We start from the raw sequence: 22,995 nt of genomic DNA on the forward strand, positions 1-22,995 counted from the left end.
TGATTTCTCCTTTTTTATTTAATATTCGAATCTCAACTTTTCGTAATTTATGATTCTTCTATCTATCATTACTTCCATGCCTCTCTCCATCTCCAGCAGCTCCCGCACATACGCATCCGCCCCAGCTGTCCGCGCCATCAGTCCATAATTGCTTGAAAATAGCATTACCTCCGTCTGAACGCCGCTCTCTTCTTCCAATACCGCTTTGACCTGATTCGCCACCTGCTCCATGACCTGTTTCAGATATCCATGTTCATATAGGAAATCTGCCGCTTCCTCAGTCGTATTCATCGGCAGCAGGGCATCTGCCTCCGGAAATCCAACGGTCCGCGCGCATGCAGACAAAATCTCCATCCGTCTGTCACCATACCGGGAATGTGTATTCATCACACCACCTGCCACTTTGACCAGTTTTCCAACATGCCCTGCCAAAAGCGCCTGGTGAATTCCTTCCTGTGAAAGCATTTTAAAGCTGGTCCCGATAAAATTACTGCACTTGATGAAATTTTCCATCGAAAGCCCGGTTTCTTCTTTTAAAAATCGTTCTCCATAATTGCCTGGCGCCACTGCCAGCAGCGAAACATCCTCCTGGGCGTGCACCCGGATATCCAGCCGGATCGTCTCAACCAATGCCGCCTCACTCATCGGGTTCACAATCCCAGTTGTTCCAAGCACCGAGATACCACCGATGATCCCCAGATGCGGGTTAAACGTTTTCTCCGCCAGCTCCCGCCCGGAAGGGATAGAAATCTCAATCCGCAAAGGTAACTCCGGCATGCCCGCCTCCCGGCGTGCCAGAGCCGCCTCCCGGAAAATAGCCGTCCGCGGTACCGGGTTGATCGCGTAATGCCCCACTGGACACGAAAGACCGTCCCGCGTCACCATGCCGATGCCCTCGCCGCCGGTTACCTCAATTCCCGGATACGCCGGGTCTGTGTAACCGCTTTCAGTTATGCTATCATGACAAGCCAGAACGGCCCGTGCACAAACCAATGTCCCATTCGTCACATCCGGATCGTCACCGGAGTCCTTCTGTACACCGCATACTGCGCTATCTTCCTCCCGCTCTGCCCGGACAATCGGCAGAATCGCCCGGACGCCGGAAGGTGTCACTGTCTCTGCCGCCGCAGGTGCTTCCCCTGTGCAGAGAAACAACACCGCCGCCCGCGTACACGCCGCCGCGCAGGTTCCGGTCGTAAATCCGGTTCGAAGTTCCTTTTTTTCATCTGTCTGTTTCTTTTCCGTCTCCATCTGCCTCCCTGTATGCCATTTTCTGCCTGAAGATTCTTCTGTCCATTATAGGAGATTTACACCCGACTTTCAACTTATTACTATTTATCTTTATTTAAAATTCCAGTAACAATCCCTCATTTTCCCCTTGCACTTTCCTCAACTGTGCGGTACAATACGGAATATAAATAAGTAGATTTAATTACATATTCAAGAAATAGTTATTATAAACGTGCAAGGACAGCTAACATGTAAATATAAAAAACCGGAAAGATCTTCTCTTTCCGGCATTTTAAGTCTCACACACTTTAAAACAATACAGTTTTAAACAACAACGTGAAACATTATTTGGTACGGACAACCAGATGGGCATTGACATACTCCCAGGAGTATGTGCCCGCTTTGCCGCCATCCTCAATGAAAAATGGAGTTACCATCTTGTAGCCTTCATCCATCATCATGGTTGCAGCTTCCAGACATGATTCCTCTTCGTTTTCAAAATCAACATTAATGCATGGATTCTCTTCCATGGAAGGATTGTCCTCATTCGGATCTAAATGTGCAATTGCGTACTGCATATGAATTCTCCTTTTCCTTATGATACTGAGAGTCTGAAAACTCCCTGCCACTCATTATAACTATCTTTCAATCAATCGTCAAGCACCTGCGGGCGCACCTTTACTATATAAAATTTTGGGGTGAAAACATGAATACAATTATCAATTTAATCGAAAAAACCTACTATTTCCTCTGGGGTGACTGGATTCATCTGCCGCTTCCTGGCGGAACAACCATCAACCTGCCGCTTCTGGTTCTTCTGCTCGTCCCGACCGGTATCTTCTGTACTATCCGGACGCGGTTCCTGCAGATCCGAATGCTTCCGGATATGCTGCGCGCGCTGCTGGAAAAGGCCGAAACCGGACACAAAGGTGGCTCTCTCTCCGCACTCCAGGCACTGATCGTGTCAACTGCGACCCGCGTCGGTATGGGAAATCTTGTCGGTATCGTTGCCGCTCTCTCCGCCGGAGGCGCCGGTGCGTTGTTCTGGATGTGGGTAACCGCGCTGCTCGGTTCGGCAACCGCTTTCATCGAGGCGACCTTAGCCCAGCTTCACAAACAGCCGGATCCGCTCTACGGCGGTTACCGCGGCGGTCCTGCTTACTACATTCACGACTGGATCAACAACAAACGCCAGAAACAGGGAACGCCGGTTTCGAAGAAAAATCTTCTCTCCGTACTGTTTGCGCTCTCCGGTCTGATCTGCTGGTGCGGTATCAGCCAGGTCATCAGTAATTCCGTGACCTCTTCTTTTAAGAATGCATTCGGCATCCCGCCGATCTACTCATGCTTGTTTTTAGTTCTCCTTGCGGCAGTCATCGTTCTTCGGAAAAATGCCTCCGTCAGGGTTCTGGATCTGCTGGTTCCGATCATGGCAGGCATTTACATTATCCTGACCCTGTTTTTAATTATCGTGAACTTCCGCCAGCTTCCAGGCGTTTTTGCCCGCGTTTTTGAGGAAGCACTCGGTCTGCGCCAGGCAATCGCAGGCGGCTTCGGCGCCGTATTGATGAACGGTGTCAAACGGGGACTTTTCTCCAATGAAGCAGGAAGCGGTTCCGCCCCGTGTGCGGCAGCGACGGCAGAAACCTCCCATCCTGCCAAAGTCGGACTGATGCAGGCGATGGGCGTTTTCATCGACACGCTTCTCTGCACCTGTACAGCCATGATCATGCTGCTGGTCCCGGCTGATAAAATCTCCGGTCTGGAGGGCATGGATCTGCTGCAGGCGGCAATGAGCTGGCATTTCGGGGAATTAGGCGTCATTTTCATAGCCGTAATCCTGTGGCTGTTCAGTTTCACTACCTTCATCGGCATCCTCTTCTACGCCCGCTCCAATGTGAGCTACCTCTTCGGAGACACCTGGGCCGCCCAGACGGCGTACAAGATTCTCGCCCTGATCATGATGTTTGTCGGCGGACTGACCGCCTACACCTTTGTCTGGGATCTCGGTGATGTCGGTGTCGGTCTGATGACCGTCTTCAACCTGATCGCGCTGATTCCGATGTCGAAAGAAGCGCTTGTAAGCCTGCGGGATTATGAGGCAAAATATAAGAAATCATAGCCACTTTATTTCGAAATAAAAAGGGCGTGTGAAAAAACGAGAGTTTTTTCACACGCCCTTTTTCATTAATGATGGAACAGACGGATTCCCGTAAATGCCATTACAATGCCATATTTATTGCAAACCTCGATTACATTGTCATCACGAACCGATCCGCCCGGCTGTGCGATGTACTGAACGCCGCTCTTGTGCGCGCGCTCAATGTTGTCGCCAAATGGGAAGAATGCATCAGAACCAATGGTTACACCCTTCATGCCGTCCAGCCATGCGCGTTTTTCCTCACGGGTAAATACCGGCGGTTTTACCTTGAAAATTTTCTGCCATGCGCCCTCTTCCAGCACATCCATATATTCTTCTCCGATATAAACATCGATCGCATTGTCGCGGTCTGCACGCTTGATTCCATCCACAAACTGAAGATTTAACACCTGCGGAGATTGGCGCAGATACCAGTTGTCGGCTTTCTGACCTGCCAGACGGGTACAATGTACACGGGACTGCTGACCTGCGCCGATACCGATCGCCTGTCCATCCTTCACGTAGCAGACAGAGTTGGACTGTGTATATTTCAGGGTAATCAAAGATACGATCATGTCGATCTTCGCGTTATCCGGCAGCTCTTTATTCTCAGTCACGATATTCTCCAGCAGCTCACGGTTGATTGCCAGATTATTTCTACCCTGCTCAAAGGTCACGCCAAATACCTGTTTGCGCTCCACCGGAGCTGGTACATAATCCGGATCGATTTCAATGACATTGTACTTGCCATTTTTCTTTGATTCCAGAATCTCCAGAGCCTCCTTGGTATATCCCGGAGCAATCACGCCATCCGATACTTCTCTCTTGATGATGCGCGCCGTATCTGCATCGCAGACATCCGACAGAGAAATAAAATCGCCGAAGGAAGACATGCGGTCTGCACCTCGTGCTCTGGCATATGCACACGCAAGCGGAGATAAGTCTCCCATATCATCGACCCAGTAAATCTTACGCATCGTCTCGTCTAACGGAAGTCCTACCGCTGCACCTGCCGGCGAAACATGTTTAAAAGAAGTTGCCGCCGGAAGCCCAGTTGCCTCTTTCAGTTCTCTTACCAGCTGCCAGCCATTGAACGCATCCAGGAAATTGATATATCCCGGTTTGCCGCAAAGTACCTTGATCGGAAGCTCACTGCCGTCCGCCATAAAAATGCGGGACGGTTTCTGGTTCGGGTTGCATCCATATTTTAACTCAAGTTCGTTCATCTTCATTCCTCCTGTATACCCATTTAAACGCATGATTCAAATGCTGTTTCAAGTCGAACGTCCGTGAGACTTGGCGCGTGATTCTGGTCAGCGAAGCTGACATATTCTTTACAGAATCACTGCGCATCCTCGCGGAGCGTTTATCTCAGTCGGAGAATGGACTCCCACTGAGACAAACTTGCTATTACTTACCACCTGATGAGGTGGGAGTCTTCTCGACTGAGATAAACAATTTTGTTTCTGACCTGTTTTCATTTTCAGACGGTTTTTGACTTTTTTTAACTATTTTCCAGTCTGTTCCTACTTATTTTTATTAATGATCTTCGTCTGTGTCTCTCTGGTCGCAATATCAATATAGCGCACAAACAGAGATACCTTATTATCCGGGTTCAGATTCTCCCAGAGTGTCGCTGCAAACTCATCCAGGCTGTCCGGAATCTCGATCTTTTTCGGCTCACCCTCGAAGCTCGGAAGCGGATTGCCGTCGTGCATATAGGTGTGGATGAAATGTCCCTCGCCTGCAACCGGCTTCTCATACGCATATGTATAACGATGGCAGGAATCCGGATTGCCGTCGTTGGATTTCAGAATCGACAGCGCATAGTTGTAACCGCCATCCTCGATATGCAGGATACCGGAAATACGAGGTGTGTAGTTCGGCGCATCCGGCTCGAACTCGCGGCTTCTGAGGGACTGCTCAAAGGTCATCTGGCGATCCATTCCCTCATAAATCGTATCAGTCTGATCGCCGTTGGTCACGATCGTTTTATTTCCCAGCACACGGACCGGTGCATAGATAATCAGACTCGGATCTTCCAGCTTCGCCGGGTCAAATGCCTGTGTGCGGATGCCCTCACCTTCTTCTACAAACACACGGTTGCGGCTGTTCTCGCTTCTTCCCATGATAAAGTATGCCGTAACCGCCTTCTTTCCGTCCGGCGTCCGTCCAATGATAATTCCGCGTCCCGGATAAGAATTGTTTTTCAGTTCCTCTGCTATCGATACAGTCTTCATAATGGCAAAGCTTCCTCCTTCATTGTTGTGCAATAATTCACTACTTTATATTTTACCACATTCTATTCTCATTTCCAGTTAGATTTATTGATTTGTTTTCAGAAGTATTGCTTATATATAGTACTGGTATTATTTTTTATTCTAATAAACATATAAAAGCACCTGCATTCTTTTACAAATGCTCTGCACTACTTCATGACAAACCGCGTTACTGTTCACGCATACGTGCCCAGTAACGGAATTTGCCGTGGCTTCGCATTTAAATACGGCAAATTCCTGCTGCCACCACGTTTTCTTACGGCACTTTCGGTTCCAAAAGTGCCTACCTGTGAACAGTAACCAAACCGCTCTTTTACCAAAATACATCATAAAACAGACTGTTCAATCTGTACAATTCGGTGTATAATTAAAGAAAATATGCCATCAGGGCGATACATTTCACATATGTATACAGATTTTGGGAAATGACGGCATGAAGATAGCACAAAATTCGCAAGCGGTCTGCGCTATGCACCGTTACGAAAAAACGTTCATCATCAAAATTCAAGAAAAGGCAGGTTATGAATATGAAAAATGTAACAATTCTCGATCACCCGTTGATTCAGCACAAGATCTCGCTCCTCCGCAACAAGAACACCGGAACCAACGAATTCCGTTCCCTGACCGATGAGATTGCGATGCTGATGGGCTATGAAGCGCTTCGCGATCTTCCGCTGGAAGATCAGGAAGTAGAAACTCCGATCGAAACCTGCAGCACTCCGATGCTGGCTGGTAAAAAACTTGCCGTTGTCCCGATCTTACGTGCCGGTCTCGGTATGGTAAATGGTATTCTGGCACTCGTTCCGTCCGCAAAGGTTGGTCACATCGGACTCTACCGCGACGAGACAACCCATGAGCCGCACGAATACTACTGCAAGCTGCCAACCCCGATCGAACTGCGTACCATCGTTGTTACCGACCCGATGCTGGCAACCGGCGGTTCCGCAGTGGAGGCAATCGACTTTATCAAAGCACGCGGCGGAAAGAACATCAAATTCATGGCAATCATCGCTGCTCCGGAAGGATTAAAGAGACTGCATGAGGCACATCCGGATGTCCAGATCTATGTCGGTCATGTCGATCGCTGCCTGAATGAAAACGCTTACATCTGCCCAGGCCTGGGAGATGCAGGGGATCGGATTTTTGGTACGAAATAAATCAGAGTTCTATAGAAAATGAGGAGAGCGGACTCCGGTTTGGTCCGCTCTCTTTCTTTCTTCCGAGAAAGGCATATCATGGCTTGAATCTCAAACTTTATTCCCATTTCGGAATTTATTTTGATTATATATCATTAAAATTCTAATTTATGAACACTGTTGAAGGATTTACAGCCTTTCAACTACCACTTTACAGCGCTTCTTATAAAATGCGATCCCATATGCAAGAATCTCATTCCGCCCATCCTTACGAAGTTCCTCATCGTATCGACGATCCCGTTTTTGATAATCTCTGCCACCGTAAATCACACGGTCAACATAAACCACATTGTTTGGTCTTAAGCGGTAAAAGGTAAGATATTCCGTAACACTCTTTCCATTCGGTTTCTGATTATTACTATCAGTCTGCTTTTTTTGCTAATTTCCACATCACTCATATGCAGATTTCTCATCCCAAAAGCCAGTCAATGACATTCACAACTTTTATACCATCGTAATTTCCGAGTGAAAATCGATCCAATGTCAGGACAATTTTTTCATAATTATCCTGAATGCTCCGCAACGGTCTCATCTCTCTCTCAAAGGTTTCTTCCGCCGTCATATCAGCAGTTACCTGATAATAGGTAAGCACGCCTTCCTTCTGTGTCACAAAGTCAACCTCAGTAGAACCATATTTTCCGATGTTGACTTTGCCGCCCCTTCGTGAAAGTTCAAGATACACAATGTTCTCAATGGTAAATCCAAGATCATATCGCTCTCTCGGAAGAATGTGGTTTCTGATTCCCATATCTACCATGTAAAACTTATTGTTGACCTTTAAGAGCTGCTTTCCCACAATGTCAAATCGCACCACAGGATAAAAAATGAATGACTCTGTCAGGGCTTCAACATAATCGCTGACTGTGTTTTGGGATACTTTTCTGCCCGCTGAGGTCAGATAGTCGGTTATACTTTTCATTGACACCGGGCTACCGATAACGCTTGCCAGATACCTGGCAATTGTCTTTAGTAACGCAATGTCTGTGATTTTTCGTTTTCCGCCCTCTTTTTCTCTTCTTGCCTGACGCTGCTCAATATCTTTTACAATAACGGTATTGTAGATTCCCTCTAAATACTGATCTATTTTTTCATCTGTGCGGTTCATTACTGCCACATACGGAATTCCACCAGTTTTCATAAACTCTGCAAACGCTTCCTCTTTTGCCATACCTATAACCGCCATATACTCACGGAAAGAAAGCGGCAGCATCTTGATCTCTGTGTACCTCCCTGACAAAAGCGTTGCAAGCTCACTTGACAGCATATATGCATTGGAGCCTGTGATATAAACATCCGCATAGTCTCTGATATAAAGGCTGTCAACCACTTTCTCGAATAATGGAACTTCCTGAACCTCATCCAAAAAGATATACGTCATCCTATCAGCACACAAACGTTCTTTGAGGTAGTTGTACAGCTTCATATAATCTTTTAAAGGTTCGTAATCCAGATTTTCAAAATTGATAGAGATAATCTGTTCCGGTGTGACTCCACTCGCTAAAAGTCTCTGCTGATACTGTTCCAGAAGTACAGATTTTCCACAGCGACGGATTCCGGTCACGACTTTGATCTGCTGCTCGTCTTTCCATGCCCAAAGTTGGTCAAGATATTCTTTTCGTTCAACCATATCTGCATTCCTCCTTTTTCTCAGTATAGCATATTATACGCAAAACATCAAATTATTTTCCCGTTTCGGAAACTTTCATTTTATTCAGTGTAATGTTTTCCAAATTCAAAAACATATTGGATACAAGACACAGCCTCTTTTCAGGGCGTGTACCTTTTGGGTGTTGTTATGCGTTGGGATTTTCCTTCAAAGGCGAGCTTTGCCCTCGGTCTTACATAGATTTCCGGCCAGTCCGGCAGTTCCTCCACACTGCATTCATATGTTGAGATATTTTCCAGCCCATCATTTCCTTCAATTTTTCTATAATGCTACCATCCTTCCCAACTGAGATTCACATCCTCAGTTACGGCACATCGATCAGCCCAAACCGATAGAACATCCCATAAATGTAAGTCACTCCCCGGATATCGCCCAGAGATTTCGGGCGGTCTACCACTTCTCCCACCTTTTTAATATTCCGTAGTGCCAGCAGCACCGAACTCCACGCCAGACTTTTGCTCTTCTCCCGTCTATCGATCCACAGCTCTTTTGTGCACTCGCCATTCCTGCCTTTTTTTATTTCGTAAGAGAATGGCAACCCGGAGTAGGTTTTGAATTTCACACCAGCATAAGCCACAACCACACCCCAGAAGTTTTCTTCTGTCGGATCAGACCTCCACCGCTTCATCGCTCTGTATCTCCGCTGCCGCTCTGCTCCAACACTGATTTTTTCTTTTTCTGTACTGGGGAAGTACACGCCTTTCTGATATGGCAGGTACGAAGTGACTGAGGCTTTGGATAGGTCAAGAGCTGCTGCAGTTGATAGCAATGCAGTTTTATAGTCTTGTGTTTCTCGGTACTCTTCAAAAGTGTCCTGCACCTTCTCCGCCACATCTGATTCATACACACCAGCCGTGATGAGGAGCTTCCTTACTTTGATTGGATTTAATCCCAGTTCTTCACCAATAGCCTGCAAGGACATCTCAGAATCATAAAACGCCGCAGCAGCATCCATCTGCTCTTTCAGGTTCTTTTCAGCATCGAACTCCGGCTTCAGCTTCTTCCGGCCGCCACCGGGCTTCCGGGGTTTATATGCTCTTTTCTCTCCCATAATTATTCATGCAACTCCAGCGGTAATCCGTCCGGGTCATGGAAGAAAGTCATCTTCTTATCGGTATAATCATCCACACGGATTGGCTCACATTCAATTCCTACCTCCGCCAGTTCCTTCACCGTCTGTTCCACGTTATCAACACAAAATGCAAGGTGACGCAGACCACAAGCCTCCGGGCGGTTCACACGTTTCGGCGGGTTTTCCTCAGCGAAAATCTCCAGCTCTGTGTGTTCATTGACACGCAGATCCAGCTTCCAGTCCCTGCGCTCCAGGCGGTAGTTTTCCCTGATGACAGAGAAGCCCAACTTGTTCACATAAAAATCCTTAGCTGCTTCGTAATCAGATACGATGATTGCAATGTGGTGTATTTTTGATAAGTTCATTTTTTCTCCACTCCGTTTCTTTTAATTTTGTTTTATTTCCATCACAAACTATATAATGACTCTCAAAATATACTGTGTGAACTCCTAAAGTTCAGTTTGTCCACACGGCATTTCTTTTTTTCTTGGATTCTTATTTATTTCAGCTTTTCAAGGATCTCATCAGCACTCATGCCGCCGGCCAGCGGCTTCTTAACCACAGCCTCGGCTTCTGTCTTCTTTGCCTCTTCTGCGACCTTAGCATCTGCCTTTGCCTTCTTCGATTCCAGCGTTGCCACTTCTTTTTCGGCCTTCTTCAGAGCAGTCTTCTTCTCTTTCAGGTCAGCTTTCAAAGTGTCAATGTTTGCAGTGATGGACGCGATCTCAGCTGTGAGTGCTTCCTTTGCGGACTGCTTTTCTGCAATCTGGGATGTGTAGTCTTTGGTGGTATTGGTTTTTGGACGGTTTTTGCTGCCTTTTGTTCTGGGCATGATGATAACCTCTTTCCTTTTATAGTTGTTTAAGTATATCACTGTGTCGGTACACATATAATCCTCGAATCTCATTTCTCTTGCCGTTCAGGACAATCAACATCAAGCTTATTTGCTGAATCTTCGGTCGATTCCTCTACAAGCTGATATCGATGTTGACCAATATTAATTTGCTGAGGAAACGACATACGCGAAATTCCAATACAAATCACTGTAACAACAGCTATCAATGTTAAAAGTGCGATTCCACCCACTACTTTTTTATTCCATTTTTTCTTCCCATTTTTATCGCAAACAACTTTGTCGTTAATGTCTCGCAGAAAATCTATTAAAATTGATATTAAAAGGACAAAGACTAATCCTATTACTATCGCCACAGCCACAAGTTCTAATGTATCTGCTTTCCCAAGATTGTTAAGCACTGAAGTTGAAAAAGTAAATGCCCCAACAAATGCAAGCATTATTGCAGCAAAAATTCCAAGTATCGTTATATATTCTTTTTGAATTCCTTTAATCTCTTTATGAGATTCTTCAACTTCATCTTTCATAGCTGCAGCAATCCCAGCTTTTGTAATGACGCTTGCGCTTTCTATCTGTATAAGATTTAATTGAAAATGGTCATACAGTTTTACGCATATTTTTCTAGTATCTTCCGATACTTGATTCTCCTCATCTAAAACATATTGAAGTAGTTTATCAACATTTGTAGAAAAAACGCCTCGCGACTTTTCATCAAGACCAACAATAAAACCACTTATCACCGAATACAAAATTCTGTCAACTTTTTCAGTCGATGCTATATAGGCATCAACACTATTGGCTGTTCTCTTAGGTTCATAGGCTTCTGTATCAATCAGCAACGAACGGCAAATGCCATTCAATCTCTTTTTTGATTCTCTCAGTTTCTTCTGTGATGCTGCCGGTTTAATTTGACTGCTACTATCTTCATTTTTCAAAAGTTTACCAATTTCATCAGCCATTAAAATATTCCTTTATCGCTTCGGGTGTAATTTCTCTGTTCATATGTGGGATATACGCATCAATCCACGGGGACTGTTTATGCGTCAAACCAACCAAGTCCGTTGCTGAGTAATCCGCAAATTTATCAATTACGGTCTTAATAAGATTTTTATCATCGCCAGTTATGCAATCGTTACTGTCAGACTTTTCAAAGTCTATAATTGTCGGTATATCACTACTGCCAAATTGTTTGTATTTTCTATATGCTTTTGGAACAACCGGGCCAAAATCCCAGGCTTCAATCTTATCATCAAAGCAACATCTACTAGGTTGTTTTATCAAAAAATATGCTTGGATAAAGTAAAGAATCTTCTGCAATTTCAAATTAGAAATTCCGTATTCTTTTTCGTTACTATAATCAATCACATATTTACACACATCTAAAACTTTATAGCTCATTTACCCAGCCTCCCTTCATTTATTTTATTGGATTTTATAGTATAGCATAAATTTCAGCTAAAATCCATCTTTTTCTCACATCTTCGCCGATCGTATGATCGTTGCCTGCCGCTCACCACGAAGAGGTGTGTGCTTATCAGAGCAACGTAGGGAGCTTCCGCTCCCAGTATATCACAATTTCATCCAGTTTTACAGACGCTTTCTTGCCCTCATCACCACATAGTACATCAATCCGCCAATCATTCCACCTACTGTGTTATAGAAGATATCTGATACCTGGAATGTTCCCAAACGAAGCCATAACTGCAGCATCTCAATGCTTATTGAGAAGATGAACGCTATCTTTCCGCTTTGCCACAGGATCTTCTTCCAGCCGTTTCCTATCTTTTCTTCGAATGTCCACAGCACTACTGCTGAGAACGGCATCGTCATGATTACGTTCTCGATGCACTCGGTGGTAAGCTTCTGTTCGCCGTTCACTGTCTCCCAGATGCCCCAGCCGCCCATGACATCGGATAAAGGATTCATCCACAGCTGACGGTTTAACAGGGTTCGGAACAGAATAAGTGAAGTCACAAAGGCCAGGAAGAATAGTTTCCGAAAGAACACACTCTCCTTGAATTTCTGATACCACGTCACTATAGCACTCTTCCAACCTTTGTTACCGCAATGCTTGCAAGTTTGTAAAAGATATTTTTTATCATCCATAATAATCTCTCATTTTCCTCTGTGTATTCCAGTTACTGCCAACTACTCGATGCCAAACAGCGAAATCTCGTTGTCAAAATTCATAAACTGCTTTGATTCAATTATTATTTTAACATATACTTCATAATCCAACAATATTCATCCAGTTTTCCGCATCAATGCTTTTTCTGTCTTTTCAGAAACACGAATCAAACCAAATCTCCATAAAATCGGATAAATATACGAAACACCCCTAATATCTCCCAATGCTTTTGGTTTTTCAATTATCCCTGTCAATAATCTATTGTTATCAAAAGCTAATTTCACACTGCTCCAGGAAAGAGTTTTACTTTTTTCCCGTCGACCTATCATCAACTCTCTATTGTACTCCCCGTCTTTTCCAATCTTTATTTTATAACGAAACGGTAAACCCGTTACAGTTCTGAACGGATATTCCTGAAACGCAATGATAGCCTGCCACAGATTATCCTCTGACAGATGTTCTTTCAATTTTCTGACCTGTTCTTGTCTATTCCGATATACCTGACAACGTTCTGCATTTACACTCAATTCTTCTGCATTATAAAGTCCTTTACAATATGGCAAATATGAATGAACCGAAGCTCTGGATAGTCCTGTAATCTGCATAATCTCTGGAACTGATTTCCTCTGCTTATACAATTCATTAATTTCTGTACAAATATCCGAAGTAAAAATTCCTGCTGTAATTAGCAACTTGCGTAGCTTCAGTAATGTAATATTCAATTCTCGTGCCAATCCTCTCAGGGAATCTGCTTCTTCATAAGCTGCACTTAATTCTTGCAAAAAAGCATCAAACTGTTTTTCTGCATCATATTCTGGTTTCTTTTTTGGTCTGCCAGACATATTTTACTCCTCATATCTCATGTTAATCTAATCAGTTTATAAATCAACACAACAGGGACAAATAAATAACTTTCATTTCTCCCTGTTGCACTTTCTTATAAAGATATCATTATAATCCTACTGTCTTATAACTTATTAAGTGATTATAATCTTTCGGCAAATTGTTGTTGCCAATTATATTCATTTTTTAGGCAACTTCCTATTTTTCATCTTTTATATTTTCATGTTAATCTAATCATCATATAAAAAACAGTGAGTTGTCAGGGGGTGGGAAAGTTATCCACCATTCCTAGACGATTGCTCGGATACTGTCAATAGTTTTTCGCAAATTCGTTTTTAAAACCTAACCACCCTGATTATGAAATATTATATCCATTCCGATATTCCAATTAGTGATATACTCCCGGTCGAGGCGGACAACTTCTTCGAAGTCCGTGATTTCACTTCGGCCGCTGACCTGCCACATACCGGTAATACCCGGCTTGATCGCCAGTCTGGCTTTATGGTGCAATTCATAGAGATTGGTCTCTGAAATCAGCGGCGGGCGGGTGCCTACAAGCGACATATCTCCTCCTGATGTAAAGGTAGAAACAACTTTTTTTCAAAGAAAATTTTTCATCACAGAACCATGCACTTACCCTCGAAAAATCGCACAAAAAAAGAACCTCCGATTTCTCAGAAGTCCTTATTTTACGCCGTTTCTTTAAAATTCATCTGCTGTCTGCATTGTTGCCTGCTTCATATCAAATTCGACCAGATTATGCTCTATATGGCACATTCCAGTCAATCGGTATGTCTTTTCCTTATCCCAATTACATGTATTCCAGATCATCCGTAACATTGGCACACTACTGATCTTAAATTCCCAATTCTCCGGATTGTATTTAGGCACACGAAAACATTCTGCTTCCTTTCTGGCACATGCCTGTACCACTAAGCCTTTCTTATCAGGATTAAAAAGGAACCGTATGTACCTCGGCTCTCCCAGTGCCACTATTGTTGAATGAAAAATCCTTATCTTTCCCCATTTTTGGCACAAAGAAATCCCTGGTATCATCATATTGTTTTCCTGCATATTGATACCTCCAATCTCAGAGCAGACTTTTCCCTGTCTTCATCTATTTTGGTGTTGTAAATTCAGCATATCCCTTCAGCATATTTATTTCCAAGGCTTTCCTATGTTCCTCTACTGGCAATCCAAAAGAATCTTTCCATTCTTTAGGATAAAAAGGTGTACGAACCTTTTTATTTATTTCTTCAGTAGAAGTATTATCCTCTGATGCATTTGATAATGACGTTCCTTCTATATTATTGCTACTCTTTGCATTTTCCTGATTTTCTACATTTTTTTTCTGACGTTTTCCCTTAGTATTCAGGTATATCTCTGTCTCCATCAGATCAAATACATATATTATCTCACCTTCAAACGAAATCTTATGTCCTAAAATCTTATAACGGCAATCCAGATTCCACCCCATCATTTCATACATCATGGCAGAAAAGATTTTGTTTGTCATTTTCCTGCTTTTTCTTTTATCTGGTTTTGCTACGCACCAGCGAAGTGCATCTTTATCATTTTCTTCGCACTTTCGGACAACCATTCTTTTATTTTCCTGATTTACAAGTATCTGTATATAAACTGCATCCTCCAATCCGGCAATGCAGGCTGTATTAAATGTTACGCTGTCTCTCCGGATCACAACAGCAGGCTCCCTTAAATGTGCAAACAACTCACGTCTGACAACCTGATAACCGTCATAACTGAAATCCTCTGCAAGCTCTATCGCTTTTTGATCAACAATCTCCTGCTCATCTGTGTAATTTGTTGTATCACTCATATGTAGCACACCTCATTCTATCTATCAATTTCTCAGCTTCATCTATCAAATCATCCAATATTTCTCTGGTTATAATTTTCATGCCTTCAACCGTCTTTGCCGGGCGTAGTATTTCCCAATTCCCCTTATATGCTATTCGTTGAAGAAAAACTGTTCTGTTTGTTGTTTCTCCAAAATTATGAATCCATGCTTTTGGATAAAGTACTTTCTTAACAGTCTTCATATTTTCAGATGGGGCTTCTACCGATGAGTCTATATGTTGTTCTTCAACATATTCTTGTACGAATACCTCTGGTTCTTCCAATTCAAATATCAATAGTTGTTCGTCTGAATTGCCATAAAATTGTCCTCGTAATTTATATTTGCAATCACTGTCCCAATTCATAAGCTCAAATAATGGTTCCGAGAACCCTTTGCAGCTTTTTGGCAAAACTGCCCATCGTCCATTTCGTATAGTTCCCCATTTTATAGCATTTACATTACTTCTTTCACAGGGACGAACAGCAATACATTTTTCTACCGAATTAAATAACAACTCCACATATTCTACATTTTCAAATTTTTTCATACACGCAGTATTAAACACAATCTTCCCAGAAGATATGGTGACTGCTGGATCAAACCTTGTTGAAAAAAACTGTGCTCTTACAATCTCATATCCGCTTAAATCGAATGCACTTTTGTTCGTTTGCTCTGCATGGTTCTCGTTCGTACCTTCATCATATGCACTTAATGATGCTTTTTTATAATCATCTGTTGAAAATCCATTCCATGTCCGGTTTACCGGCACAAATCCCTTTAATGCTCCCTGGTCAACTACTTGCAATGTAGGCAGAGGATACCCTTTTCTACTATACTTTCCTGCTTCTAACAGTTTTTGTGCCGCATTATAAATTTCCCTGCTTACTATTGCTTCATGGTGATCTGCTTGCCTGTATTGATTTCTGTCATGGTTATTTTTCTTTGACTTATGATCCAGATAATTGGGTGTAAATGTTTTTCTGGACAAAACATCGCCACAATGCCTTTCATTACGAAGGATATTTACAATTGCACTTCCTGTCCACTTTGTGTTTCCCAGTTTTGTTTTCCGTCCCAAATCCATTAATATCTCAGCTATTTCAGAAGTCGGAAAACCACTTAAAAACAGATAATAACACAGTCTGACCGTATCTGCTTCTGTTTCGTTGATAACAAGATTTCCATCCTCGTCTTTATCATATCCTAAAAGTTTTGGTGTCAAAAAAATCCCCCTTGAAAACCGTTGTTCAATAGAGATATTCATAATTTCACTTTTCGTGTGCGATTCCTCCTGTGCTGCTGCCGACAACACTGCAAGCATCATTTCACTTGTATTATCAAGCGTATAAATGTGCTCTGTCTCAAAAAATACACCCACCTGTGGCTTCATATTTGCCAGTTCACGAACCTTAGCAATACAGTCAACAATATTTCTGGCAAATCTGGATACGCTTTTGGTAACTATCAAATCTATTCTTCCAGCTTGGCAATCTGAAATCATACGGTTAAATTCATCTCTATGCAATAAGGATGTTCCTGAAATACCTTCATCTGCATATATTCCAACAAGGTTCCACCCTGCATGTTCTTTTATCATATCTTCATAATGATTTTTCTGCAGTTCATATGAGGATGTCTGATTAGCGTCATCCGTGGACACACGACAATATGCACACACTCTTTTTGTGCCTACATCCTCAAATAGTTTTTCTTTCTGTTTCGCTGGAATGAACTCCAATTCACTACGATCTACGCCCTTGTATCTTGCACGAATCTTCTCTTTTCGTTCTTCCTGGCTTACAGCATGTTTTTCTTGTTCATTCATATGCTGTCCCCCACTTCCATATGCCAGTACCATATCTTGCCTTTTTTATATGCACTAATCTCCGCAATTTTCTTTGCTTCCTGTACCGTTCGCTTGGCAATACCATATTCTTTCATTTTTTCATAGATATATGTACTTGGCAGATCTTCCACCGCCAACAACGTTTGAAGGTATTCAACCGCAACATCTTTTTTGGCGGTACTTTTCTCCACAGCCAGCAATTCCTCTATATTTATCTGACATTTTCCCATCCAGTGAAAACCTTTTTCTTTATCCAGTTCAAATCCGATTGGTTCTCCTTCTGGTGCAAGACTCGATTTCACCGGAAACATATATCTTTTCCATGGTTCTTCTTTGTCTCTTGATACCATAAGAATACTTCTCACTGTTGCGGCAATATCAATACTTCCTAATCCTCTATAAATCTGCTTTCCACCGCTACTCTTTGTCATGTGTCCCACCAGAACAATCGCACAGTTTGTTTCTTCTGCAACCTTGGATAGTTTTGACAGTGTTTCCCGCATTTTTACGGCATTGGTCATATTTCCATTATGTCCAATAAATGCCTGTATCGGATCAAGCACAACCATTTTTGCACCAATCTGGTTAATTGCAGTCTTTATGCGTTCGTCTTCCAGTGTCAGTTCTCCATTATCGTCTTTTATAAATGCAACTCTATTACAATCTGCCCCTGCCTGTTCAAGCCTTGGTTTTATCGTATCTCCCTTTCCATCTTCTGAGCATTGATAAATCACAATCTCCGGTTTTTTTATCTTTTGACCGTCCGGTAAATATCCGCCTTTTGTCAATATAGCTGCAATATGAATAATTAATGTTGATTTTCCTTCTCCCGGATCACCCTGTAACATTGTAATTTTCCCACAGGGAATATATGGATACCATATCCATTCCACCTCCGAGGTTTTCACGTTGGAATAAAATTCAACACCTGTAATTGTATCTTCCAAATTTGATACCCCCGGTGTTTTATGTGTTCTTCTACTACATGTGAATAATTGCACTAAAGTTCTACTTATATTTAATTATAATATATCTCTTTTAGGAATACAATAAGAAATATCAAATGTGTGTGGAGTTTCATTGCAAACATTAACTAATAGTCAAAGTCTAGGAGGTGACAGGTTTGGAAGTAGAAATTGATTATCTTGCTATTGGAAAGAGAATCCGCACTGCACGTCTGTCAAAAAAAATGACTCAGGAAACACTTTCAAATATGATTGACGTTGCCCCTACCTATGTCAGCAGTATCGAAAACGGACATACCAAGTTAAGTCTGGCTACTCTGTTAGGAATTGCACAGAGTCTTGATACAACCGTGGATCAGCTCTTATACGATAATACCCCTGTGTTGGTTTCCAAGTTCGATGCTGATATAAAAGAACTTACTTCTGATTGCAGCAATCAGGAAAAAGAATTTTTACTGGAAATTATAAAATCAACAAAAACTGCATTACGCAACTACAAGCCCGTCAAATAATTCAAGGATGCAGAAACTCCTTTATTTCTGCATCCTTCTTTTATCCTTTTGCGGTCTTGCTTCCTTGCAATCTTGTATTAAATACGGAGGATTCATATGAAGAAAAACGCTATACTTTTTTCAGCAAGCAATTATACAAAGTCACCTCTGATCCAAATTAACAATCTACCTGGTGTAAAATATGACATTCAAGCAATGCATAAACGACTTACCCAAATTGGATTTGAAGTCAAACAAATAGAAAACATTTCAAAAGATCAAATCATTCCTGCTTTAGAAGATAATGCTTCCCATTCGCCTTGTGATGCTATCCATATCGTATACTTTACCGGACACGGCGGACATAATAACGGTAATAATTATATTTATCCAGTTGATTTTGCATCCGAGTTTGAGAAAAGCAAGGATATTGAAACATCCGCAATGAATATTCAAGATATTATCTCTATATATAAAGGAAAAGGACGCCTTATCCTCATTCTGGATGCCTGTCGTTCAGATTTTGGCTTATCTAAAGGATATTATTCTGAGATAACTGCTGCTGAAGATGTATATATTGCTTACGGAACTCAGTTTCAATATACTTCTATCGGTATTGCCAATCAAATGAGTCCATTTACCCAGGCTATCTGTGATGAGATATTAGAACCAAACATTGATGTAGATGAGTTATTTACACGAGTACGCAGAAATGTGTATTCCAAATATCAAATTCAGATCCCTGCCAGTGTTAATGCCCTTCTCAATAGAATTGTTTTACATAAACAACTAAGTTATACGAATTTCGATGAAGAAGTGTACAAATTTGTAAAAAAATATGCGGACGATTACAACAATAAATATGGATACTTTCATGGTGATGATCTGATTTTTATAGACGCTGCTCAATATTTCAATATCAGTTTCTTAGATGCCGTATGGAAATTTAGGAAAGTAGATAATAAGGTATATACTGATAGAGGTGCAAAAATCCCTCTCCTTCCAGAAGATGAAGCAAAATTTATCACCTTTCACGGATTATTCCGTGACAAAGAATATTTTACATGTGATGAAAATCATACTTGGTATTATAATGGACGCCAAATCCGTATGGGAGAAATCCCACCATTACCAGCAAGTATGCAACCCGAAGCTCCTGAAGTTGGAAAAGAATTATATGTCACCTTTGACATTCAAAAATACGACAATTCTATCATAATAACCACCAACTTGCCTGATAATTATATTCTCCTAGTAAAGAGCAATCTTTCCAAAAATTCAGACCGCAAGACAGTAACAAACGGTTCTGTAATGATTGAAAATGCCCAAAATATTTCATCCATAACCATCGGCTCCGCTTTTATCACCGATTCTTCTGTTAAAGAACAACTAGGAAAAAGAGCCAGAAACCTTCTTGGCAAATATGTAAAATACGATCCTGTTTGTGGGAATCAAATAAGTGCTGTTTTTAACTTTTAACAATTATTCATTACTGCTGATATATAATCATTGCATATCAGCAGTAATATATATACTTACTCACAATACAGCCACCGATCACCATCCCAATATGGCTGTGCTTCACTTCTGGAATTGTACATTTCATCAAACAAATTAAAAGCTACTAATCTTGCTGTATCAAAATCTGAAATCTTTCTTCCATGATAATCCCAACGCCATTTTCCTGCGTATATAACGCCCCACCCCGTATCATATTTGCTACGCATAATTGTAATGTTTTCGCCTTTATACTTTAACGTAAAATTCCCAGTTCTAACTACCTGACGCCATTCTTTTTTCATAAAATTCTTTTTTCGTTGTACTCGATTTTTCAAATCTCTTTCCCTTGCTTCCGGATTTTCGTAGTCATCCGTCATATGGCAAGCACAAATACAACCTACTCTCAATTCTCCTGGGAATTCTGGATGTGTCATAATATGCACATATCGTATTTTCTCGTTACCACACATTTCACATCGTTCGTATTCTATATCTTCTCCAAATTCCGCTTCTTCCCCCAAATCTTCCATTCCTATTTCCGTCCATCCTTTGTGTGGAATGTCTTTCTTATCCCATCGCATTTTACCGCCTCCCGTCAACATTCATACTAAATATGCTAACATATTATTTAAAAATATACAACATATAGGGAAGTTAGTGCCTATTTTTTTCAGCACAACTTCCCTATACCATACTTCAAATTTTAAATTTCCGAATCAAACATTGACAACCCTGCCAACATCATATCTTCATCCATATCCAGATTTTCATTATCTTCTGACTCCGCTTCTGGCTTATTCTGATCACCTGTCTCAGTCATAGATTTCTCAATTCTTGATATAAAATCTTTATCCTGCAACAATTGCTTTTTAATATCTTCTATATTTATGCTTCCGATGGAAGAAACCGTATTCACTGCTGTCTCTCCGTTTTTCATCCAGGCATGAACCAGTTCTGTCACAAGTGCTGTCTTGCACCTTTTCTTGGTCTTTAAATATTCTCCCGCTTCTCTTTGGCGTTCATCATCTTCATTGAAAATCAGCACGACCTTTATCTGTCCCATGAACCGCACCTCCTACCCTCTACGCAGGCGAGCTGCTGTCAATTTTTCATATCCGATAGCATTAGCACGCACATCATCAATAAATTCCACATATTTAAACTCTGAGGAATTTTCAATTTGCTTTCTCAACAGCAAACTTCCACCACCAAGAAAAACAGCCGGATTAGTTCTGAAATCAGTCACATGAGTATGTAGTTTATTGATGATTCTCTGTAACCAGTTTTCTGCCATTCTCTGAATTTCCACAATTACTTCCTCTTCCAGAATGGTTTCCTCCTGCATTAACACCTGTTCCACATCAGAAGAATCTAAGTGAATACCATAGTTCTGCTGTATTGCATTGGAAATTTCCGACCTGAGAACTGCCATACCAGAACGATCACTGACACGGACAGATAAATCCGGTTTTCCATTTCTAATCACCAGAAGATCAACCGTTCCGTCTCCAATATCAATGCAGTTTACTGTGCGGTATTTCTTTAAAAGGCTTGCTTTAAAGCACATAACAGCCGCAAAGTTCTGAGGACTGACAAATACATCCTTCAAATAGAAACTTACAGTTTTCCCATTCATTTTAAATGTAATTCCATGTTTTGCATGATCTAAAAAATATTTCTTGAATGATGTTGCCTGCTGCCCATAATCTGCCGGTGGTAATCCGATTCCCAATACTACATCTTTTCCTGTCAACGTAATTCCCTTATTCCGGGCTTCCATTGTAAGAGCATATAATGTCAGAATAAAATAATCATCATCTACTGTTTTGTCCGCCTTAAATGGCATTTTTGTATCAGACAACGTATAATAGGTTCCCTGGTATTCCAAAATATCCTCATTCATAAATCTTCCCGGTTCCGACACATATCGAACAAGTCCACATGGGAAACATACACTTTCTCCCTTCATATTTCCATTTCCATGGTCAATTCCAAAAATAATCTCTGCCATTGCTTTTCCTCCTGTTTTTTAACTGTACTTTAAGTAACACCAGCACATCTCTCAGTTTCAATTTTACTAATATTTAAGTAGCACTTATCTGTAATCCGCTATCACTTTTGTATGTCTTGTTCTACTTAAATATTACTTTTGTATGTGTTTTAAATATATACCATACATTTGTATGTGTCAATACATTTTTATATATTTTTGTGTATTTTATGATAGGAAATATGATATAATCCAGCTATGGAGGTAGCATAATGACTGTTGGTGAAAAAATTAAATATTTTAGAACTTTACATGGTTTTACCCAGGATCAGCTTATACAAGCTACAGGTCTAAGCATAAGTACATTGCAAAAATATGAATCTGATGAACGCAAACCTAAACCGGAACAGCTCTTAAAAATATCCCAGGCACTCGGTATCAGTATAAATGTTTTCATGGATTTTGATATTCATACCGTTTCTGATCTGCTCTCACTTATTTTCAAAATGAATGAGCAACTGGATTTAAACTTTAATTCTCAAAAAGACAGCAATGGGAATATTCTGCCCGATACCCTGACGCTTTCATTTGGAAATCCGGTAATTAACCAAAAACTTTCTACTTACGTTGCTTTTCTAAATAAAATGGCAGATTCAGAAAAGGAACAATATACCCAGGCACTTCAGGAATTAGAGAACCAGCTTCTTGATGACAGTACAGATATTCAAAAAACAGCTCCGTTTAAGGAAGCATCTGCTCCACCTTCTGATTCTGCTTTTTCCGATCCTTCCTATCAGAAAATACAGAACCTGTTATCCGATTGTACTTCACAGGAAATGGAATGGATTTTAAAGTCTGTGCAACTTATAAAAGAATGTATGCGTAATACTCCTGAGTAGCTATAATTTTCCGCAACCAAATACAAAATGAGAGGAAAA

At 41.4% G+C, this 22,995-nt stretch carries 25 protein-coding genes and 1 pseudogene; 5 read left to right on the plus strand and 21 right to left on the minus strand.

Going from position 1 to position 22,995, the window contains the following annotated elements:
* Window positions 1-18: 18 nt before the first annotated feature.
* Complete coding sequence (gene cbiD, locus DW931_RS02345; RefSeq protein WP_106999980.1) at window positions 19-1,251, minus strand: cobalt-precorrin-5B (C(1))-methyltransferase CbiD; 1,233 nt, start codon at window positions 1,249-1,251, stop codon at window positions 19-21.
* A gap of 323 nt (window positions 1,252-1,574) precedes the next feature.
* Window positions 1,575-1,808 (minus strand): hypothetical protein, encoded by a 234-nt coding sequence (locus DW931_RS02350; protein WP_022358715.1) that lies wholly within the window; start codon window positions 1,806-1,808, stop codon window positions 1,575-1,577.
* A gap of 128 nt (window positions 1,809-1,936) precedes the next feature.
* Between DW931_RS02350 and DW931_RS02355 the strand changes: the two genes are divergently transcribed.
* Window positions 1,937-3,352, plus strand: a complete 1,416-nt coding sequence (locus tag DW931_RS02355) for an alanine/glycine:cation symporter family protein (RefSeq protein ID WP_118482182.1) — start codon at window positions 1,937-1,939, stop codon at window positions 3,350-3,352.
* 65 nt (window positions 3,353-3,417) lie between these two features.
* On the opposite strand, the gene DW931_RS02360 is transcribed toward DW931_RS02355, so the two are convergent.
* Window positions 3,418-4,596: a phosphoribosylaminoimidazolecarboxamide formyltransferase gene (locus DW931_RS02360; RefSeq protein WP_106999982.1), complete on the minus strand. Its 1,179-nt coding sequence runs from the start codon at window positions 4,594-4,596 to the stop codon at window positions 3,418-3,420.
* Between the two features lie 300 nt (window positions 4,597-4,896).
* Complete coding sequence (locus DW931_RS02365) at window positions 4,897-5,610, minus strand: IMP cyclohydrolase (RefSeq protein WP_117795557.1); 714 nt, start codon at window positions 5,608-5,610, stop codon at window positions 4,897-4,899.
* A gap of 566 nt (window positions 5,611-6,176) precedes the next feature.
* On the opposite strand from DW931_RS02365, the gene upp reads away from it, so the two are divergent.
* Window positions 6,177-6,806, plus strand: coding sequence for a uracil phosphoribosyltransferase (gene upp, locus DW931_RS02370; RefSeq protein WP_022358719.1), 630 nt, complete (start codon window positions 6,177-6,179; stop codon window positions 6,804-6,806).
* A gap of 168 nt (window positions 6,807-6,974) precedes the next feature.
* Here upp and DW931_RS15820 read toward each other — a convergent pair whose 3' ends face one another.
* The 14 genes and pseudogenes from DW931_RS15820 to DW931_RS02440 all read right to left on the minus strand — a co-directional run bounded on the left by DW931_RS15820 (window position 6,975) and on the right by DW931_RS02440 (window position 18,058).
* Window positions 6,975-7,133: a hypothetical protein gene (locus tag DW931_RS15820; protein ID WP_181986207.1), complete on the minus strand. Its 159-nt coding sequence runs from the start codon at window positions 7,131-7,133 to the stop codon at window positions 6,975-6,977.
* Between the two features lie 121 nt (window positions 7,134-7,254).
* Entirely contained in the window at window positions 7,255-8,472 is a 1,218-nt protein-coding gene (locus DW931_RS02375; protein ID WP_117795559.1) for an ATP-binding protein, read from the minus strand.
* A gap of 343 nt (window positions 8,473-8,815) precedes the next feature.
* Window positions 8,816-9,562: a hypothetical protein gene (locus DW931_RS16145; RefSeq protein ID WP_243015304.1), complete on the minus strand. Its 747-nt coding sequence runs from the start codon at window positions 9,560-9,562 to the stop codon at window positions 8,816-8,818.
* 2 nt (window positions 9,563-9,564) lie between these two features.
* Entirely contained in the window at window positions 9,565-9,948 is a 384-nt protein-coding gene (locus DW931_RS02390) for a VOC family protein (RefSeq protein ID WP_118482183.1), read from the minus strand.
* Between the two features lie 134 nt (window positions 9,949-10,082).
* The gene (locus DW931_RS02395) at window positions 10,083-10,415 is read right to left on the minus strand and encodes a hypothetical protein (protein ID WP_118482197.1); all 333 of its coding nucleotides are present in this window, start codon (window positions 10,413-10,415) and stop codon (window positions 10,083-10,085) included.
* A 71-nt stretch (window positions 10,416-10,486) separates the two neighbouring features.
* Window positions 10,487-11,395 (minus strand): hypothetical protein, encoded by a 909-nt coding sequence (locus DW931_RS02400; protein ID WP_118482184.1) that lies wholly within the window; start codon window positions 11,393-11,395, stop codon window positions 10,487-10,489.
* Window positions 11,388-11,834, minus strand: a complete 447-nt coding sequence (locus DW931_RS02405) for a type II toxin-antitoxin system antitoxin SocA domain-containing protein (RefSeq protein WP_118482185.1) — start codon at window positions 11,832-11,834, stop codon at window positions 11,388-11,390. The genes DW931_RS02400 and DW931_RS02405 overlap by 8 nt, the downstream gene beginning before the upstream one ends.
* 189 nt (window positions 11,835-12,023) lie before the next feature.
* Window positions 12,024-12,542: a VanZ family protein gene (locus tag DW931_RS02410; protein WP_118482186.1), complete on the minus strand. Its 519-nt coding sequence runs from the start codon at window positions 12,540-12,542 to the stop codon at window positions 12,024-12,026.
* A gap of 138 nt (window positions 12,543-12,680) precedes the next feature.
* Window positions 12,681-13,406, minus strand: a complete 726-nt coding sequence (locus DW931_RS02415; protein ID WP_118482187.1) for a hypothetical protein — start codon at window positions 13,404-13,406, stop codon at window positions 12,681-12,683.
* Between the two features lie 343 nt (window positions 13,407-13,749).
* Window positions 13,750-13,977: pseudogene (locus DW931_RS02420) on the minus strand (sugar transferase); the annotation flags it as partial.
* Between the two features lie 132 nt (window positions 13,978-14,109).
* Window positions 14,110-14,481 (minus strand): hypothetical protein, encoded by a 372-nt coding sequence (locus DW931_RS02425; protein WP_118626852.1) that lies wholly within the window; start codon window positions 14,479-14,481, stop codon window positions 14,110-14,112.
* 43 nt (window positions 14,482-14,524) lie between these two features.
* A complete protein-coding gene (locus DW931_RS02430; protein ID WP_118626853.1) occupies window positions 14,525-15,244 on the minus strand; it encodes an integrase in 720 nt (239 codons plus the stop codon).
* Window positions 15,237-17,090, minus strand: a complete 1,854-nt coding sequence (locus DW931_RS02435) for a recombinase family protein (RefSeq protein WP_182430015.1) — start codon at window positions 17,088-17,090, stop codon at window positions 15,237-15,239. The genes DW931_RS02430 and DW931_RS02435 overlap by 8 nt, the downstream gene beginning before the upstream one ends.
* Window positions 17,087-18,058 carry an AAA family ATPase gene (locus DW931_RS02440; RefSeq protein ID WP_117636448.1) on the minus strand — a complete coding sequence of 324 codons (972 nt, stop codon included), beginning with the start codon at window positions 18,056-18,058 and terminating at the stop codon, window positions 17,087-17,089. Before DW931_RS02440 ends, DW931_RS02435 begins: the two co-directional genes overlap by 4 nt.
* A gap of 176 nt (window positions 18,059-18,234) precedes the next feature.
* On the opposite strand from DW931_RS02440, the gene DW931_RS02445 reads away from it, so the two are divergent.
* Entirely contained in the window at window positions 18,235-18,588 is a 354-nt protein-coding gene (locus DW931_RS02445; protein ID WP_117636447.1) for a helix-turn-helix transcriptional regulator, read from the plus strand.
* Window positions 18,589-18,684: 96 nt separating this feature from the next.
* On the plus strand, window positions 18,685-20,046 hold the full coding sequence (locus DW931_RS02450; protein WP_118626855.1) for a caspase family protein: 1,362 nt from the start codon (window positions 18,685-18,687) through the stop codon (window positions 20,044-20,046).
* A 56-nt stretch (window positions 20,047-20,102) separates the two neighbouring features.
* Here DW931_RS02450 and DW931_RS02455 read toward each other — a convergent pair whose 3' ends face one another.
* From DW931_RS02455 to DW931_RS02465, 3 genes are all read right to left on the minus strand, one after another.
* Window positions 20,103-20,648 carry a hypothetical protein gene (locus DW931_RS02455; protein ID WP_118062412.1) on the minus strand — a complete coding sequence of 182 codons (546 nt, stop codon included), beginning with the start codon at window positions 20,646-20,648 and terminating at the stop codon, window positions 20,103-20,105.
* Between the two features lie 122 nt (window positions 20,649-20,770).
* Window positions 20,771-21,130 carry a hypothetical protein gene (locus tag DW931_RS02460; protein ID WP_118626856.1) on the minus strand — a complete coding sequence of 120 codons (360 nt, stop codon included), beginning with the start codon at window positions 21,128-21,130 and terminating at the stop codon, window positions 20,771-20,773.
* A 12-nt stretch (window positions 21,131-21,142) separates the two neighbouring features.
* Window positions 21,143-22,078, minus strand: coding sequence for a ParM/StbA family protein (locus DW931_RS02465; RefSeq protein ID WP_118062414.1), 936 nt, complete (start codon window positions 22,076-22,078; stop codon window positions 21,143-21,145).
* 251 nt (window positions 22,079-22,329) lie between these two features.
* Between DW931_RS02465 and DW931_RS02470 the strand changes: the two genes are divergently transcribed.
* Window positions 22,330-22,956 carry a helix-turn-helix transcriptional regulator gene (locus DW931_RS02470; RefSeq protein ID WP_118626857.1) on the plus strand — a complete coding sequence of 209 codons (627 nt, stop codon included), beginning with the start codon at window positions 22,330-22,332 and terminating at the stop codon, window positions 22,954-22,956.
* The last annotated feature ends 39 nt before the right edge of the window (window positions 22,957-22,995 follow it).

It is taken from the genome of Clostridium sp. AM43-3BH, assembly GCF_003479985.1.
GTDB lineage: Bacteria > Bacillota > Clostridia > Lachnospirales > Lachnospiraceae > Otoolea > Otoolea fessa.